This window comes from Lactobacillus kullabergensis (genome assembly GCF_003151025.1).
Taxonomy (GTDB): domain Bacteria; phylum Bacillota; class Bacilli; order Lactobacillales; family Lactobacillaceae; genus Lactobacillus; species Lactobacillus kullabergensis.
In genome coordinates this window covers 1-17699 of record NZ_CP029477.1, presented here as the reverse complement: position 1 = coordinate 17699, position 17699 = coordinate 1, and the positions used below count along the sequence as shown (strand labels likewise).

Here is a 17699-nt window from a genome sequence, read left to right as displayed (position 1 = left end):
AAACGGGTAAAACCCGCTATAGCAATCTCTATTTTGAAATCGAAATTATGTCAGAAATCACCAAGGCTAATACGATTATTCAGAAATTGATTAGAGCAATTATTCAAGAATTTGTTAAAATACGAATAATTGACAGGGAGATAGAGCAAATAAAATCGGATAAAAAATATGGAAAGGTATTTTGATTCCAAAAAAACTATAGGTGGTTTTCCTCTCCCCTTATCAAGTGATTCAAAAGTAGCATATACAGATTCTTTATTATTAAAGCTAGTTCATTTCTTCTATAATCATGATGTAGAATGTGGTTAATTTACAACACTTTATAACCTTTTGCCAAACAGATGCCACATTAATAATTCTGTGTGGCAATTTTTGTGGTCAAATTAATTATTCATAACTATTTTTAAAACTACACAAGTATTCAAAAGTAACAAAAAAGCCTATCATATCAAACTCTTTCGAACTTAAATGATAGACTTAAAAACTTGTAAGTTGCTTAACTAATGCTGACTAGAGGATTCGAACCTCCGACCTCATCATTACTAATGACGTGCTCTGCCAACTGAGCTAAGTCAGCATTGTCATATCTCGACAACGATATTAATTAAAACATATTCTAAAAGTTTACGCAAGCATTTTTTGACTTTTTCCCAGTTTTTGTGATAACTGTCATTTGACGCGCTTTTTTAAGAGTATAATATAAGAATAGATTTAGAAATGGAGTGGATGTAATGGCAAATTTAGCATCGATTAGCGCAGAACTCCCATGGCTATTAAGAATTGTGGTAGCTTCTTTGTGCGGAGCGTTGATCGGTTATGAACGTGCGATTCAAAGAAAAAGTGCCGGAGTGCGGACACATATTGTAGTTGCCTTTTCTTCCGCGCTATTTATGATAGTTTCAAAGTATGGTTTTGGCGATTTATTAAAAATGTCAGACGTTGCTTTGGACCCATCCAGAATTGCTGCGCAAATAGTTTCAGGTATTTCATTTATTGGTGCCGGAACGATTTTAATTAAAAAGCAACAGATTTCCGGTTTAACAACTGCTGCTGGTATCTGGGCAACAGCTGCTATCGGGATGGCAATTGGTTCTGGTTTATACTTTATTGGCATATTAGCAACTGCCTTGCTCTTTGTTATCCAGATGATGTTTCACGATGATACCATAATTGATAAAATCATCATGCATATCAGGTTTAATATCCAGATAGAAGCCGTTAATAAGCCTGATATCCTGCACATAATTGAAAAGGAGCTTGAGACAAATCATGTTGAAAATGTTTCCGTAAAAATACTTTTTGTCAGCGATGAAAGAATCATCTTTTTTGTAGATGGTATTATTAACAATAATATTGATGAAAATGATATCATTATGGCTCTGCGCAAGTATCCTGACATCAAGCGCATCAGTTATGCCAGTATAGATAAATAAAGCAAGTTACTTTTTAAGCAATAGTTAATTCTATTGTTTTTTTTGCATAATTTTTATCTTAACTGAGCAAACTCACTACAATATTGATATAAACTTTTTTGTGAAAGGAGAATTTATATGGCTGGACCACTTGATTATTTACGCTGGCGTGGTGACTTAAGCTTTTCAGAAAAACCATTCAACAGTGTTGATGCTTCGCTATTGTCATCCATAGCTTATTTACCAGCTGATAGTTCTGCCACTGGTCATACTTTAGGAGAGGTAGCTGAAAAACTGTATAAGCTGCCCTCTTTTCAACATCAAATGTATGCCGAAACTGCAACCGAGGTTATGTTATTACCAGAAAGTCCTAGAATTGGCAACATTAAAATTCTGGACTGGACTGATAGGCTGGAAAAAGAACCGCATCCCTTGCAATTTACTGCTGTCACCTTTTTTATTGATTCAAACACCATAGCTATTGCTTTTCGGGGAACCGACGGCACCATGATCGGTCTAAATGAAGATATGGGCATGAATTATTTACCGGAAATTTATGGTCAAGAAGTGGCCGCTAAATATCTTACTGAAATTGCACATAAGTTTAGTGACCAACAGATTTACCTCTTAGGTCATTCAAAAGGAGGCAATTTTGCTCAATTTGCTTTAAGTGCAGTTAGCCCTGAAATACAAAAACAGGTAATAAAAGCGATTAGTTTTGACGGGCCGGGCTTTTTCCATAAAGTGTACACGAGTCCCGGCTTCACTGCTTCTATGCCTAAAATGAAAACCTACATCCCTCAAGGCTCAATATTTGGTGCAATGCTGGATCATCCTGAACAAGTATTGGTTGTTAAAAGTACTGTGCCTATGCGCAACCAACATGATCCGCGCCGCTGGTCAGTAGGGCGCGATAGTTTTACCCTGGCTGACGGATTATCGTCAGGCAGTCGCGTTATCAGACATGCTCTTATTAATTTTAATAATTCAATCCCTGATCAAGAAAGAAGCGATGCTTTTTCTGATCTTTTCGAGGCATTTGAAAATTACGATATTGATGAATTACACCAGCTAACCAGTAATAAAATAGTAGGAACTTATCGCTTTGGCCGCGCCTTTTTATCCCTGGAATCCGAAGAAAGAAAATTGCTGACACAGGTACTAAGTAACATCTGGAATTCATATAAAAAGAATATGACTCTGCCTTTGATGAACAGCAACTATGAACTTTATCCTAAAAGTAATGATTCTAATAAAGCTCCAGTCTTTTATGAATTTTACGATCCGGAACGTCCCAATATCAAGTTGCCAAAAAGCATCCAGCGTAAATTACGGTAAATTGTTTCATGTGTAACCCAAAAAAGAGGCTGAGAAAACATTTAGTTTTCCAGCCTCTTTTTTTGTTAATTAAACAATTATTTTTTCATTTTATCCTTAACGTCATCAACTTTGTCTTTGACGTTTTCAGTAGCTTCTTGAGCTTTGTCTTTGACATCACCAGCAGCTTGTTGAACTTTGCCTTTGACTTCTTTAGCTTTACCAGCTACCTTGTCTTTAAAACCTTTATCAGCCATTTTAATCGGTCCTTTCTCAAAAATTAGCAAAATTTTGCTATTCACACCTTAATAGTACAATTTAGTAGAAATATTGTCATTAAAAACGCCTTATTTTTTGTTTAAATATAGTATAAAACAAAAAGCCATAGTGTTTCTCTTCAAAACACCGTGGCTTTTATTAATTTCTATTCGTTAGGCTGATCATGACTATAATCGAGGTTCGAAAAGCGATTATAGGGTTTAGAAAACATTAATTTCACTGTGCCCCTGCTACCAGAACGGTTCTTTTCAATGATAACTTCCACTTCACCGTTATCATCTTCAGCTGATACCTCTTTATTTTCTTCGCCCTCTTCTTCATCACGGTAATAATCATCACGATAAAGAAAGGAGACAATATCGGCATCCTGCTCAATTGAACCTGACTCACGAATATCGGACAAAACTGGTCTTTTATCCTGTCTCTGTTCAACTGAACGCGATAATTGCGATAAGGCAATAACCGGCACATGAAGTTCTTTAGCCAGTTTCTTCAATTGCCGTGAAATAGCGGAAACCTCCTGCTGGCGTGATTCACTGTGCGGACCTTCAATCAACTGCAAGTAGTCAATGACAATTAAGCCTAAATTGCCTTTTTCTTTAGCTAAGCGGCGAGATTGAGCCCTGATTTCACTCATCTTAATACCTGGAGTGTCATCAATATAAATATTAGCTGTTGCTAAAGAACCCGATGCCGCAACCAGCTTAGGCCACTCATCTTCGTCCAGTTGGCCAGTCCGCAAGTGCTGCGAATTAATTAATCCTTCTGAAGCCAGCATTCTTTGCACTAACTGTTCTCCACTCATTTCCAAGGAAAACATTGCCACAGTTTTATCAGTATGCAAACCAACATACTGGGCAACATTAAGCGCAAAGGAAGTCTTTCCCACTCCGGGACGAGCAGCCACAATTACCAGTTCATCATCATGAAAACCCGTAGTCATTTTATCCAGCTCGACAAAACCAGTAGGCAAACCGGTAACCATATTGCCATCTTCAGGAATATTGTTAATTTCATCAATCGTGGAATTAACAATATCCTTGATGTTACGAAAACCATTCGCATTATTTTCCGATGAGACATTCATAATCTCGCTTTCGGCGTTATCTAAAATATCAGTAACATCATCGGAGTCTTGCATTGCATTCGTAATAATTTTTTGACTGGCAGAAATAAGCCGCCGCAATAATGCTTTGCGGTGTACAATTTTAGCATAATAAGTGACATGAGCAGCCGTCGGAGTCGCCATGGCCAGCTCAGAAACATAAGCAATGCCGCCAATATCATCAAGCTGATTTTTCTTAGTCAGTTCATCCTGCAGCGTTAACGGATCAATTGCATCCTCACGGTCAGATAAATCAAGCATAGCCTGGAAAACCAACTGATTTGCTCTCTTATAAAAATCATCCGGCTGAACCTCAGCACTGGCATCAGCTATTGCAGCAGGATCTATAAAAATTGCACCCAGAACCGCTTTTTCAGCTTCATCGTCATGCGGTATCTGCTGTGAGACAATATTATCCATTAATCACGCCCACTTTTTTCAGAATTCAACTAAAGGCTAATCCTGTTCAGTAACATGGACGCGGATTTTGCCTTCTACGCCCTTAAATAACTTAACTGGTACATTGGTGTAGCCCAACGATTTAATTGGTTCAGGCAGGTTTAATTTGCGTTTATCAATCTTAATACCAAATTGCTTTTCTAAGCCCTCGACAATTTTTTTACCAGAAATCGAGCCAAATAATCTAGAATCTGAACCGGCCTTAGACTTAAAGTTAACTACTGTTTCATCCTTATCTAGTTCGGTCTTAATTTTTTCAGCTTCAGCTTTTTCAGCTTCATAAGTCGCTTTTTCGTTAGCAGCAACTCTTTCCAAAGTATGCATATTTGCTTTAGTAGCAGCTTTGGCTAATCCCCTCTTAAATAAAAAGTTTTGGGCATAACCATCAGGAACATTTTTAACTTCACCGCGTTTACCCCGGCCTTTAACATCTTTAGTAAAAATAACTTTCATTGTGCTCTCCTTTTATTCATTTTCTTGTTCATAAGTATCTACCGCATCCATCAATTTGGCAAGTGCCTCTTTAACAGATATCCCTTTAATTTGGGTAGCTGCATTAGACAAATGGCCACCGCCGCCAAGTTTCTCCATAATTACCTGGACATTAATATCACCCATTGAACGGGCAGATATACCAATTGTATCCTTATTCCGCCTGGTGATTGCAAAGCTGGCTTCGACATTTTCTAAATCAAGAGCCGTATCTGCTGCTTGAGCCGTGATAATAGGATCAATTTCCTTGTCATCTGGACCGCATAAAACAGCCATTTTGGGCTTGATCATCTTTAAGCTGCTGACCAAACGAGCACGTTCCAGAAAACTGTCAATATCTTCCTTCAGCAGTTCACTGACACCCATTGTGCTTGCACCAATCGAACGCAAGTAACTGGCAGCATCAAAGGTTCGGGTACCAGTACGCAAAGAGAATTCTTTGGAATCAACTGTAATTCCCGCCAGCATTGCTGTAGCGTCAAGGTCGGTTAAAACCCGCTTACCTGAACTTGGCTGTTGGTACTCTACCATTTCAGTTACCAATTCACAGGCAGATGAGGCATAAGGTTCAACGTATGTCAGCATTGGATTCTCAGGGAATTCTTCACCACGACGGTGATGATCGATGACAATAATTCTATTTCTTAATTGCTCATATAATTCTTTGGAATAAGTAATAGAATATTTTGAATGGTCAACCATAACCAACATAGACTTGTCAGTCAATGCTTCTAACGCATCCCCAGGTGCGATAAAAATATCATTATCTCCCTTTACTTTTTCCATTTTAGCAACTAAGCGGCTGACATCATAATTGGTCTTATTGATATCTAAGACAAAATTTGCCTTTACATGATGCAAACGGGCAATTTTAACAACGCCAATACCGCTACCGACCGAATCCATGTCAGGGCTGGCATGACCAACTACAAAAACGCGGTCTGCTTCTTTGAACAGCTCACTAATCGCCTGTGAAACCATCCTTGCTCTAACTCTGGTTCTCTTTTCCATCGGATTCGATTTACCACCATAGAAACGAGCTGCTTTACCGGGTTGACTAAGAACAACTTGGTCCCCGCCTCTGCCTAACGCCAAGTCAAGGTTAGACTGCGCTTGGTCAGCTAATTCAGTAATTAAGCTGCTGCCAAAAGCAATTCCAATTGACAAAGTTAACGGTGTATTGTTACGACTTGTTTCTAAACGCATTTTATCCAAAACAGAAAACTTATCTTTTTCCATTTTAGCTAAATCTTGCATATGGAGTAATAATAAAAAGTGATCTTCATCAATGCGTTTAAGGTAAGCGTTAAAGTTTTTAGCATAATCACTCAGAGTATTCTGGACATATGCACTAGTAGCAGTCAATTCCTGGTCATGCATGGTTTCACTCAACTCATCGTAATTATCAATAAAAATCTGTCCAATAGCTAATAATTCGTTTTTATATCGTTTTTCTATTTTGGCGTAACGCGTAATATCCAGTAAATAAACCACGCCCAGGTTGTCTTGGATAACCATCTCAAATTGATGACCATCCCAATTAACTACATGGTTTTCAGCAGTTTTAGCCTTTAAGGATTCATTAATTAACTTATCCAGTTCAGGATCAACGGATGCAATTGTATGTCCAATCAGGTCTTCATTTTTTAAATAAAGCTGCAGGTACGGATTGGCCCATTGAATTTGCCGATCCTTATCATAAAGTAAAATGCCCAGGGGCATCTTAATCATTGCTTCTTGCTCGCTACGCTTAATCCGATAAGATAAACTAACAGCAAAATTGTTTGCATTACCAGCTAAGATATATGCACCATAACCGACGCATGCCACAGTTAAAATAAAGATCAATACCATAGCCAAGCCAAATAATGGGTTCATGATCATCGCCACGATACTGCCCAAAAGCGATAGCGCTAAGATAATAATGACTGAAGCCGTCAGCCTAGAATCTTTAATAAAAGCAGGAAATTCAAGCTTACGTAAAAAATCTTTCATGTAAGGTCCTTCCTAAAATAATGTATAATACATCATTATTATTATACATTGTATTCTCTGGATAAGAAACTAGGCAATATTCAGGTTTTAACTATCCTCTTACTTGCAAAAATTACACTCTTTATACTGTTGCTATGATATTTCATTTTAAATCTTACGAAGCAAAAAGCACCAAGCCATTATCAGCTTGATGCTTTTATCTTTTTCACTTTACAACCAATATTAGTGCAAAGCTATTTTTTATTTAGTTACTAGTCTTCAGTAACAAATGGCAACAAGCCCATAATGCGAGCTCTTTCAATTGCCTTAGCTACCTTACGTTGATTCTTAGCGCTGGTGCCAGTGACACGACGTGGTAAGATTTTACCTCTTTCAGAGATAAAACGTTTCAACAAATCAACGTCCTTGTAGTCAACGTAATCAATATGGTTGGCAGCAATGTAGTCAACCTTACGACGACGATGAGCGCCGCCGCTTCTTCTTTGTTGAGCCATATCCTAGATCCTTTCTGTTAATTTAGAATGGTAAATCATCATCAGAAATATCAATGGTATCACCTGAACCTGCAAATGGATCCTGAGTATCATCTGGTCCATTATTAGCGGAGTTATTCTGGTTAGATGCTCCCATGTTAGGGGTATTATTAGTATTCTGATTACCAAAATTGCCATTATTATTTGGTGTATAACCACCATTTTGACCACGGGCTTCACGATCTTTACGTGATTCAAGCAATGCAAAGTTGTCAACGACAACTTCTGTTACATATACTCTTTGCCCATCTTTATTATCGTAACTTCTGGTTTGAATTCGGCCATCAATACCAACAAGTGAACCTTTAGACGTAAAATTACAGAAATTTTCCGCAGCTTTGCGCCAAATGACACAACTGATAAAATCTGCACCTCTCTCGCCTTGTGCGTTTGTATATTGACGATCTACAGCAAGAGTAAACGTAGCAACCGAGATTCCGCTCCCAGTAGTACGCAATTCAGGATCACGTGTTAAACGGCCAACAAGTACAACTCGATTAATCATACTTTAGGTCCTTCCTTTCCTAAATCACGAAAACGATAAAGTTTTTGTTATTAATTATCCAACTTTAACGGTCATTGAACGTAAAACAGCAGTATCAATCTTGGACAAACGGTCAAATTCGTTAACTGCGTCAGCATTATCAGCAGTGAAAGTCATAACGTGATATAATCCCTCACGATATTTATTAATTTCATATGCGAAATGACGCTTTTCCCAGTCTTTTGACTCAACCATCGTACCACCGTTATCAGTAATAACCTTATCATAGTTTTCAACTAATGCCTTTTTTGATTCTTCATCAATGTCAGGCTTGATAATATAAGTTATTTCGTACTTAGTAGTTGTCATACTAGTGCACCTCCTTCTGGACTAAATGGTTCTTGCTAAAAATCAAGAACAAGGAGTAATTTTATTACTCGCAATCTCTAATTCTAGCACATAAACAAAAAATTACCAAACTATCTTCACGTGATCCAATAAGAAATTTTTATTTCTTACTAGTAAGTACGTAAAATAATCTGATAATTTTTAAAAGTTTTGATTTAGTAATTAATCTTGCTCTTCGTCAGTTTCTTCTGATGCTGCTACTTCCTGGTCTTCTTCAGCAGGAACAATTGCAAGACTGGCAACTTTATTGTTGTCATTAACTTTAATCAAGCGTACACCGAGAGTGCTGCGACCTGTTTGAGAGACGTCATTTGTCTTGAAGCGAATCATGATGCCATCATCAGTGATAACCATAATATCCTGACTGCCATCAATCACTGTTACTCCTGACAATGGACCATTTTTCTCGGTAATATTTGCGGTTTTAATACCTTTACCGCCACGACCCTTTGTTGGATATTCAGAAGCCGCTGTTCTCTTGCCATAACCTTTTTCAGAAATGACCAAAACTTCATCACTATTCTTAACGACCCCAGAACCAACAACATAATCATTTCCGCGCAAATTAATTCCGCGAACACCGGCAGCAGTTCGACCCATAGATCTAACAGTTTTTTCATTAAAGCGTACTGCATAACCTAAGTGAGTGCCGATTAAAATATCCTGACTGCCATCTGTAGCCAAAACATTATTCAACTCGTCGCCATCGCGCAATGTCAATGCAATTAGGCCGCTGTTGCGAATATTGCCGAATTCACTGACATGTGTACGTTTGACCGTTCCCATCTTCGTAATAAAAAACAGATACTGGTCATCGGCATCTTCAGGAATATTGACAATCGTCTGGATCTTCTCGCCCTTTTCCAGTTGTAACAAGTTGACTATTGGCAATCCTTTGGCAGTACGGCCAAATTCTGGAATTTCATAGGCTTTCTTAGAATAAACTTTGCCCTTGTTGGTAAAGAACAGCAACGTATCATGCGTGCTTGAGTAAATTAGGTTGGCAATAAAGTCACCATCTTTAACGCCCATGCCTTTAATACCTTTACCGCCACGATTTTGGGTCTTGAATTCAGTAATTGGCATCCGCTTAATGTAGCCGCTATGGGTTAAAGTTAATAAAACATCTTGTTTTTCAATTAAATCTTCATCTTCAATTGAAACAACTTCACTGGCGCCAATTTTAGTCCGGCGAGCATCGCCAAAGCGCTTTTGAATATCCAGCAGTTCATTATAAATGATTTCATTAATTCGCTCTGGTTTTGCCAAAATATCTTTATAATCAGCAATCTTGGCTTGTAGTTCTTTGTATTCAGCCTCAACCTTGTCACGTTCCAGTCCGGTTAACCGTACCAGTCTCATGTCTAAAATAGCTTGTGACTGCTTGTCATCAAGACCAAAACGACTGATTAAAGCAGCTTTTGCAATATCACTTGATTGACTCTGACGAATTATATGGACAATTTCGTCAATATGATCAAGAGCAATCTGCAGACCCTCAAGAATATGAGCCCGGGCTTCAGCCTTTTCCAACTCAAACTTAGTTCTGCGAGTAACAACATCTTCTTGGTGTTCCAAGTAATATTGCAACATTTGCTTGAGGCTGAGAAAGTGCGGTGCACCATCGACGATTGCTACCATATTCATGCCAAAATTAGCCTGCATTTGGGTCAGCTTAAACAAGTTATTCAAAACCACACTGGCACTGGCATCACGGCGAATATCAATAGTAATTCTCATCCCCGTTTGATCTGATTCATCACGCACACCGGTAATGCCATCAATTGTCTTCGCACGCGCTAAATCAGCAATTTTCTTAACCAGTTCTGCTTTATTGACCAAGTATGGTATTTCAGTAACAGCTATTCTTTCACGGCCACTTTTTTCAGTTTCGATATTAGTATTAGCACGAACAACGATATTGCCACGACCAGTTTCATAGGCGCGATAAATGCCACCGCGACCCATGATAGTACCACCTGTAGGAAAATCTGGACCCGGGATTGCCTTCATTAGTTCTTTAGTAGTGACATCAGGATTGTTCATTAGCATGTGCAGTCCCTTAATCACTTCTGATAAATTGTGCGGCGGAATGTTGGTAGTCATACCAACCGCAATACCACTAGTACCGTTAACTAATAAGTTTGGTATTCTAGCCGGCAGAACTACTGGTTCATTTTCAGAATCATCATAATTACGTTGCCAATCAACAGTGTTTTTATTGATATCGCGCAGCATTTCAACCGCAATTTTGCTCATGCGCGCCTCAGTATAACGCATTGCGGCCGGCTCATCACCATCAACTGAACCAAAGTTGCCGTGACCATCGACAAGCATATAGCGGTAGCTGAAATCTTGTGCCATATGAGCCATCGCTAAATAAATTGAGGAATCACCGTGAGGATGAAACTTACCCATAACTTCCCCAACGATTCTGGCTGATTTTTTGTATGGTTTATCTGGTGTAACTCCTAGTTCACTCATGCCATATAGAATCCGGCGTTGAACCGGCTTCAAGCCATCGCGTACATCGGGTAAAGCCCTTGCCACAATAACGGACATGGCATAATCCAGGAATGAACTATTCATTACGCTGGTCAAATCAACGTTTCTTATTCTGTGATCCTGACCTTGATTGTCGTTATCCATTTAAACCTCCTATGCATCCAAGTTTTCAACGTATTTAGCGTTAGTTTCAATAAAATTGCGCCGCGGTCCTACTTCATTGCCCATTAACAATTCAAACACCTCATCGGCATTTTTAGCATATTCTGGGCTGACACGATCGAGTCTTCTATTTTCAGGATTCATGGTTGTATCCCACAGTTGTTCCGGATCCATTTCACCTAGTCCCTTATAACGCTGTACCAGTGGCTTAGGACTTGGTTGTAAACTCCCCAAATAGTCATGCAATTCTTCATCGGTATCTAAATATCTGACGACTTTGCCTTGGCGCACTTGATATAGAGGCGGACGTGCAATATAAACGTAGCCTTTTTCAATCATCGGACGCATGTAGTTATAAAAGAGGGTTAAGAGCAAGGTACGAATATGGGCCCCATCGACATCGGCATCTGTCATAATGATTAACTTATGATAACGAGCCTTAGAAACATCAAAGTCTGCACCAAAACCGGTACCTAAAGCTGTAAAAAGTGACCGAATTTCTTGGTTAGCCAAAATACGATCCATTGAAGCTTTTTCAACGTTCAGAATTTTACCTCTAATTGGCAAAATTGCCTGAGTTAATCTTGAACGTCCTTGTTTAGCTGAACCACCGGCAGAATTACCCTCAACTATGAATAATTCAGAAATGCTGGGGTCATTACTTGTGTTGTCAGCTAACTTACCAGGCAGATTGGCAATTTCCAGTCCTGATTTTTTACGTGTAACCTCACGAGCGCGTTTAGCAGCTGTCCGAGCACGTTCAGCTAACTGGGCCTTTTCAACAATTTTGCGACCAACCTGCGGATTTTCCATTAAGAAACGGTTGAAGGTTTCCGAAAACGCGTGATCAACAGCTGTTCGAGCGTCTGAATTTCCTAATTTAGTCTTGGTCTGACCTTCAAATTGGGGGTTAGGGTGTTTAACAGAAACTACAGCGGTCATTCCTTCCCGAATATCCTCTCCGGAAAGATTATCATCACTATCCTTTAATAGCTTAGTCTTATGAGCATAATCATTAACTACCCTAGTTAATGCTGTCTTAAATCCTGCCTCGTGCATTCCGCCTTCATAAGTATGAATGTTGTTGGCAAAGGTCATTAACGTTGTTTTATATCCTTTTGTATATTGCAAAGATACTTCAACGTTAATATCGTTGTCGTTACCTTCGACATAGATTGGTTCATCGAATAATACTTCTGTATCACGGTTTAAGAATGACACATATTCCTGAATACCACCTTCATAGTGGTAAACATCGGTTTCTGCGCTATCTTTTCTTTTGTCAGTAAAGGTTAACTTCAACCCTTTGTTTAAAAAAGCCAATTCACGAATGCGATTTTTGAGAATTTTATCATCAAAAGAAGTGGTTTCAGTAAAAATATCTGGATCTGGGAAAAAGTGTACTATAGTACCATGTTCAGATAAGGGCACGCTTCCAATCATTTTCATTTCATCAACTACGCGACCACGACTGAAGTCAATAAAATACTTTTTCCCGTCACGCATTGTTGTAACGTCAAGTTTAGTTGACAATGCATTGACAACAGAAGCACCAACCCCGTGCAAACCGCCAGATACTTTGTAGCCGCCACCACCAAATTTACCGCCTGCATGCAAGACAGTAAAAACAGTTTCAAGAGCTGGCCGCCCAGTTTTCTTTTCAATATCTACCGGAATACCACGTCCATCATCCTGAACAGTGACACTGCCATCTTCATTAATAGTAACTTCAATCTTACTGGCAAAACCGGCTAGACTTTCATCGATACCATTATCAATTATTTCCCATACTAAATGGTGTAATCCCTGAGAACTGGTTGAGCCAATATACATTCCTGGACGTTTACGAACTGCTTCAAGTCCGCCTAAGACTTGAATCTGACTGGCATTATATTTATCGGCTTCTTTTTCGTATTGCTTAATTTGATTAAGATTTTCTTTGTTATTATCTGCCATGCAATTTCCCCTCTTCTAAATAAATTTGTCCAGATTTTATGCGGTATATTTTCGGCTTTTTAATTATTTCCCAGGAAATACCCTCAAGATCTGTTGTTGTAATAAATGTTTGCGTTTTGCCGTGGATGTAGTTAAGTAGAGCACTTTGACGGTTATGATCAAGCTCACTCATTACATCATCGAGTAGTAATAATGGATACTCGTCAGTTATCTGGTGCACAAGTTGTATTTCTGCTAGTTTGATGCTAAGTGCTATAGTTCTTTGTTGTCCTTGGGAACCATACAAATGTGCATTTTTTCCATCAAGCTCAAATTCAATGTCATCTCTGTGAGGTCCACTCAATGTCGTACCTTTGAGAATTTCAACCTTTTTATTTTTCTGAAAATTATTTAATACTTTATGGTAAACTTCTTCGACACTGTCTTTTGCAGAAATTTCCTTTACTGATGGTCGATAAGTTACCTCCAATTTCTCTGCGCTGGTACTAATATGCGCGTATGCGTCTCTAGCATATTGGTCTAGGTAATTTAAAAATTGAAAACGGCGAACAATTACTTCTGCAGCCACACCTGCCAGCTGATCTGATAAGACTTCTAAAAACATAGTGTCACGGGCTTCGCCTTTGGCTAACTGCTTTAAATAATTGTTTTTTTGCTGCAAAACCTGCTTATACTTGCCCGCAAAATAGAGATATTCTGCACTAATTTGACCAAACTCTTGATCCATAAAGCGTCGTCTTAAATTAGGAGCACCCTTAATCAGGTCTAAATCTTCCGGAGAAAATAAAATAGCATTCAGCTCGCCAACATATTTAGATAATTTTGCTTGTTCAACTCGATTAACCCAAACTTTTTTGCCCTTGGTAGTAATTAGAACCCGTAAGGACAAATCAACTTGACTTTTATAAATGTGCCCGGAAACATTGGCATAATCTTTACCAAAAGCAATTAGTTCTTTGTCATTACTTGTCCGGTGAGACCGTGTTAAAGCCAAAAAATAGATTGCTTCAAGCAGATTAGTTTTGCCTTGAGCATTTTGTCCTATAAAAATATTGACATTAGGATCAAAATCAACCTCAAATTGTTGTAAATTGCGGTAATTTTGGGCAATAAAATGCTTGAGATACATTAAAGCTACCGCAATTCGTAAGTTTCTTGATTAACTTCAAGCTTATCGCCAGGACGTAACTTCTTACCCCGTCGATTTTCCTTTATTCCGTTTAATAAAACAGGATTATCCTGCAAATACCACTTAGCCTGACCACCAGAAGAAATGATACTTTCTTTTTTTAAAAATTGACCCAGAGTAATATATTCACTCGTTAACTTTATTTCTTTGATCATAACCACCTTCGCCACTTTAAATACCTATAATAAGTATATTCGTTTCACAAACAAAAAACAACTAAAAGCCCATATAAAGCCATATAAACGGATTTTTCCAAAATAAACAATTCATAGTGATCGACATTAAAAATAAACCAGCAAGCTTTTTCGGTTGATTACAAAAATTTGACTACAAAAAAAGTCATCAAATGATGACTTTTTATCTTTTGTAGTTTTGACAATGATTAAAATGTTCTAACTGGTGTAATTAATTGAACAAAATCAATATCAGTTTTATCTGGATTGACAGTAAATGGACGCAGTGGTTGCGTGAAATCCATAATGACAGAATCTGTTACTGAAGCTTTTAGTGCGTCTCGCAGGTAATCCGGGTTGAACGAAATCTTTAGATTGTTACCATCTAGTTTCTTAAAACTAACGTCTTCTTCCACATTACCAATTTCTGCTGACTCACCGGACAATTTTGCACTTTGTTTTTCGGTATCTAGCGTTAAATCGACCACATTATTGCGTCCTGCATGTGTCAACAGACTTGCCCGGTCTAATGCACTCGAAAGTTCCATTAAATCAAATTCTACAGTTGTTGTACTGTCAGTCGGAATTAAGCGCTCAGTATCAGGATAACTACCTTCAAGTAAGCGTGAATAAAACAGAATGTTGCCAATCTCAAAAAGTACTTGATTTTCACCAGGACAAACTTTAATTTCCGGATCGGTTTCACCAATAATTCGTGCTAATTCAAGTAAACTTTTTCCAGGTATAATCAGATCCGTTTTAGCTTGCGGTCCATTTTCCAAAGTCAATGCTCGACTAGATAATCTGTGTGAGTCTGTTGCTACAGCATGGATTTTGTCTGGACTAAAAGTAAAGTGTACTCCAGTTAACACTAAACGGCTTTCCTGTGTCGCAACTGCAAATTGGGTTTCGTTGATTATTTCACGAAAAGTTTTCCCCGAAATAACAAAAGAGGACTCGTCTGGAATTTCCGGTAATCTTGGATAGTTATTGGCATCTAAACCATTGATAGTAAATTCACTGTTTTCAGAAATAATTTGTGTTTGAAAACTTTCTTTAACTTCTAATGAAAATTCCTTTCCTGGCAACCGTCTGATAATTTCACTGAAAAAACGAGCTGGTAAAACGATTGAACCTGTTGATACGACTGTTAAATCTTCACTTACCGGTATTTTAATCTCGATTGAAATATCAGTGTCACTGCCTGTTAGAAGTAATTCATCTTCAGTTAAATTAATTTTAATTCCACTAAGAATAGGAATAGTTGCTCTTGAAGAAATTGCGTGCATTACATTGTTTAAATTGTCTAAGAAAAGATTTCTGTTTACTGTAAATTTCATTTGGTGCCTCCTGTTATTTTGTCTGTTTCCTTTATATTAATTATATATTTAATTAGTAGTATTAGTAGGTCCTGTGATTTCTGTTGAAAAGTTACACAGTTCTTAAAATAACGTAATTATTACGGTTAAGAAGATGTGAACAAGTTCGTTACTTATCCACAATTAATAACTTTTAGCGATCGAGCATTTGTTTTAAATCAAATACTGCAGTTTTGATATCAGCATTTGTTTTAATTTCCCGACTGATTTTTTCGTAAGCATGCATCACTGTTGTATGATCTTTGCCACCGAATTCCTGTCCGATTTTGGGAAGACTGGAATCTGTCAATTCGCGTGACAAATACATTGCAATTTGTCTGGGAACAACGATCTGTCTAACGCGCTTTTTTCCTTTCAATTCATAGGTTGAAGTCTGGAAATAGTTAGCAACGACTTCTTGAATTTTAGAAATTTGCAGTCCCTGATTCTTTTGAACTAGTTTGAGATCTGCCAAGGCTTCTCTAGCCAAATTAACATTGATATCTTCATGTTCAATTGTGGCATGTGCCTGAACTTTTACCAGAGCCCCTTCAAGTTCACGAATATTAGTATCAACTTGGGAAGCTATATAGTCGAGTGTATTATCATCTATTATTAGATTCTCAGCCTCTGCTTTTTTACGTAAAATCGCGATGCGCGTTTCCAAATCAGGTGGGGTAATTTCAACTTGCAAACCCCAAGTAAATCTTGATACCAGTCTTTCTGATAGGTCAGGAATTTCAGTAGGAAGGCGATCACTCGTCATGACTATTTGCTTTTGATCATTGTAGAGAGTCTCAAAAGTATGGAAAAATTCTTCTTGAATACCCTCTTTTTTAGCGAAAAACTGAATATCATCTACAAGCAACAAATCGCAAGTGCGATATTTTGCACGAAATTGATCTTGAGTTTTGTTTTTGATTGAGTTTATAAAATCATTAACAAAAGTTTCGCTTTGAATATAAACGACTTTGGCATTGGGACGCTCTGCCAGCATTTGATGTCCGATAGCTTGCATCAAGTGCGTCTTTCCAAGCCCTACGCCACCAAAAATAAAAAGAGGGTTGTAAAAACTGCCCGGACTGTCAGCAACTGCCAAGGCTGCACCTGCAGCCAATTTATTGCCTTCACCCTGAACAAAATTGTCGAACGTGTACTTTTCGTTAAGCTTAAGATTACGGACAAATGCATTTTCCATTTGCGGTCGTGCATTTTCTGACATTGACTCTGTTTTTGGCTTAGGTGTTACCAGTCGTTCACTGCTTTTGTCACCTTCAATTTGAAAAACAGGCATGACTTCAATATTAGCGTAACCGTAGGCAGATTGAATTAATTGTGAAGCCAAATTTTTTTCCCAATACCCCTTGGTTACGGGATTTTGCACGGCAATTTTTAGTTCATGAGTTTCCTTATTATAGGAAATTGGTCTTGTATTTTTAAACCATGCGTTATAAGCAACTTCATTAAAATGTTCACGCATCTCGCTATTAAAATGATGCCAAAATTTATTAATGTCAAACAAAATAATTCCCTCCGCATACGTTAAGCAAAACTTATTTTACCATCTAATAAAAATGTTTTCCACAAGTGCACAAAAAGAATTCAGAATTAACAAGCTGTGGATATAATTTACAGAAAAACACACAAAAACTAAGTAAATTTAAAATACTTTTTGCTTATTTACATAAGAGACTGTGGAAATCTTTTGCTATAACAGCAGTATTTTTAACAAAGTGTGAAACATAATATCCACATGGTGTGTAAAACTTTTTAAACAGGTTGTAGATTGTGGATAAAGTTGTGTAAAATACTGTGACTTTGATTTTGTGGATAATTATTTAGTAAAAACTTTAAACAAAAAAAGTATTTCTT

15 protein-coding genes and 1 tRNA gene are annotated in these 17699 nt (G+C 37.9%); 2 read left to right on the top strand and 14 right to left on the bottom strand.

Features of this window, described 5'->3' with window-relative positions:
* Window positions 1-504 precede the first annotated feature (504 nt).
* Window positions 505-577, bottom strand: a tRNA-Thr gene (locus tag DKL58_RS00080).
* Between the two features lie 154 nt (window positions 578-731).
* On the opposite strand from DKL58_RS00080, the gene DKL58_RS00075 reads away from it, so the two are divergent.
* Together DKL58_RS00075 and DKL58_RS00070 are read left to right on the top strand one after the other, a co-directional pair.
* Complete coding sequence (locus tag DKL58_RS00075) at window positions 732-1433, top strand: MgtC/SapB family protein (RefSeq protein ID WP_109585636.1); 702 nt, start codon at window positions 732-734, stop codon at window positions 1431-1433.
* A 117-nt stretch (window positions 1434-1550) separates the two neighbouring features.
* Window positions 1551-2750, top strand: coding sequence for a DUF2974 domain-containing protein (locus DKL58_RS00070; RefSeq protein ID WP_109585635.1), 1200 nt, complete (start codon window positions 1551-1553; stop codon window positions 2748-2750).
* A 77-nt stretch (window positions 2751-2827) separates the two neighbouring features.
* Here the strand turns inward: DKL58_RS00070 and DKL58_RS00065 are convergent, their stop codons facing one another.
* The 13 genes from DKL58_RS00065 to dnaA all read right to left on the bottom strand — a co-directional run bounded on the left by DKL58_RS00065 (window position 2828) and on the right by dnaA (window position 17349).
* Entirely contained in the window at window positions 2828-2986 is a 159-nt protein-coding gene (locus DKL58_RS00065; RefSeq protein ID WP_109585634.1) for a CsbD family protein, read from the bottom strand.
* Window positions 2987-3153: 167 nt separating this feature from the next.
* Window positions 3154-4533, bottom strand: a complete 1380-nt coding sequence (gene dnaB, locus DKL58_RS00060; RefSeq protein WP_109585633.1) for a replicative DNA helicase — start codon at window positions 4531-4533, stop codon at window positions 3154-3156.
* 36 nt (window positions 4534-4569) lie between these two features.
* Complete coding sequence (gene rplI, locus DKL58_RS00055) at window positions 4570-5025, bottom strand: 50S ribosomal protein L9 (RefSeq protein ID WP_034978644.1); 456 nt, start codon at window positions 5023-5025, stop codon at window positions 4570-4572.
* Window positions 5026-5037: 12 nt separating this feature from the next.
* Window positions 5038-7059 (bottom strand): DHH family phosphoesterase, encoded by a 2022-nt coding sequence (locus DKL58_RS00050; RefSeq protein ID WP_109585632.1) that lies wholly within the window; start codon window positions 7057-7059, stop codon window positions 5038-5040.
* A gap of 251 nt (window positions 7060-7310) precedes the next feature.
* The gene (gene rpsR, locus DKL58_RS00045) at window positions 7311-7553 is read right to left on the bottom strand and encodes a 30S ribosomal protein S18 (RefSeq protein ID WP_034978630.1); all 243 of its coding nucleotides are present in this window, start codon (window positions 7551-7553) and stop codon (window positions 7311-7313) included.
* A 22-nt stretch (window positions 7554-7575) separates the two neighbouring features.
* Window positions 7576-8097 carry a single-stranded DNA-binding protein gene (gene ssb, locus DKL58_RS00040; protein WP_045927255.1) on the bottom strand — a complete coding sequence of 174 codons (522 nt, stop codon included), beginning with the start codon at window positions 8095-8097 and terminating at the stop codon, window positions 7576-7578.
* Between the two features lie 54 nt (window positions 8098-8151).
* On the bottom strand, window positions 8152-8445 hold the full coding sequence (gene rpsF / locus DKL58_RS00035) for a 30S ribosomal protein S6 (RefSeq protein WP_034978626.1): 294 nt from the start codon (window positions 8443-8445) through the stop codon (window positions 8152-8154).
* 201 nt (window positions 8446-8646) lie between these two features.
* Window positions 8647-11133, bottom strand: a complete 2487-nt coding sequence (gene gyrA, locus DKL58_RS00030) for a DNA gyrase subunit A (protein WP_109585631.1) — start codon at window positions 11131-11133, stop codon at window positions 8647-8649.
* A 9-nt stretch (window positions 11134-11142) separates the two neighbouring features.
* Entirely contained in the window at window positions 11143-13107 is a 1965-nt protein-coding gene (gyrB, locus tag DKL58_RS00025) for a DNA topoisomerase (ATP-hydrolyzing) subunit B (RefSeq protein ID WP_045927253.1), read from the bottom strand.
* A complete protein-coding gene (gene recF, locus DKL58_RS00020; protein ID WP_109585630.1) occupies window positions 13097-14236 on the bottom strand; it encodes a DNA replication/repair protein RecF in 1140 nt (379 codons plus the stop codon). The genes gyrB and recF overlap by 11 nt, the downstream gene beginning before the upstream one ends.
* A gap of 5 nt (window positions 14237-14241) precedes the next feature.
* Window positions 14242-14451: a S4 domain-containing protein YaaA gene (gene yaaA, locus DKL58_RS00015; protein WP_109585629.1), complete on the bottom strand. Its 210-nt coding sequence runs from the start codon at window positions 14449-14451 to the stop codon at window positions 14242-14244.
* Between the two features lie 227 nt (window positions 14452-14678).
* Window positions 14679-15809: a DNA polymerase III subunit beta gene (dnaN, locus tag DKL58_RS00010; RefSeq protein ID WP_109585628.1), complete on the bottom strand. Its 1131-nt coding sequence runs from the start codon at window positions 15807-15809 to the stop codon at window positions 14679-14681.
* Between the two features lie 172 nt (window positions 15810-15981).
* A complete protein-coding gene (gene dnaA / locus DKL58_RS00005) occupies window positions 15982-17349 on the bottom strand; it encodes a chromosomal replication initiator protein DnaA (RefSeq protein WP_109585627.1) in 1368 nt (455 codons plus the stop codon).
* Between the last annotated feature and the right edge of the window lie 350 nt (window positions 17350-17699).

Coding starts and splice junctions, on each gene's coding strand:
- DKL58_RS00075 (WP_109585636.1), top strand. CDS start 732: ATGGCAAATTTAGCATCGATTAGCGCAGAACTCCCATGGCTATTAAGA.
- DKL58_RS00070 (WP_109585635.1), top strand. CDS start 1,551: ATGGCTGGACCACTTGATTATTTACGCTGGCGTGGTGACTTAAGCTTT.
- DKL58_RS00065 (WP_109585634.1), bottom strand. CDS start 2,986: ATGGCTGATAAAGGTTTTAAAGACAAGGTAGCTGGTAAAGCTAAAGAA.
- dnaB (WP_109585633.1), bottom strand. CDS start 4,533: ATGGATAATATTGTCTCACAGCAGATACCGCATGACGATGAAGCTGAA.
- rplI (WP_034978644.1), bottom strand. CDS start 5,025: ATGAAAGTTATTTTTACTAAAGATGTTAAAGGCCGGGGTAAACGCGGT.
- DKL58_RS00050 (WP_109585632.1), bottom strand. CDS start 7,059: ATGAAAGATTTTTTACGTAAGCTTGAATTTCCTGCTTTTATTAAAGAT.
- rpsR (WP_034978630.1), bottom strand. CDS start 7,553: ATGGCTCAACAAAGAAGAAGCGGCGGCGCTCATCGTCGTCGTAAGGTT.
- ssb (WP_045927255.1), bottom strand. CDS start 8,097: ATGATTAATCGAGTTGTACTTGTTGGCCGTTTAACACGTGATCCTGAA.
- rpsF (WP_034978626.1), bottom strand. CDS start 8,445: ATGACAACTACTAAGTACGAAATAACTTATATTATCAAGCCTGACATT.
- gyrA (WP_109585631.1), bottom strand. CDS start 11,133: ATGGATAACGACAATCAAGGTCAGGATCACAGAATAAGAAACGTTGAT.
- gyrB (WP_045927253.1), bottom strand. CDS start 13,107: ATGGCAGATAATAACAAAGAAAATCTTAATCAAATTAAGCAATACGAA.
- recF (WP_109585630.1), bottom strand. CDS start 14,236: ATGTATCTCAAGCATTTTATTGCCCAAAATTACCGCAATTTACAACAA.
- yaaA (WP_109585629.1), bottom strand. CDS start 14,451: ATGATCAAAGAAATAAAGTTAACGAGTGAATATATTACTCTGGGTCAA.
- dnaN (WP_109585628.1), bottom strand. CDS start 15,809: ATGAAATTTACAGTAAACAGAAATCTTTTCTTAGACAATTTAAACAAT.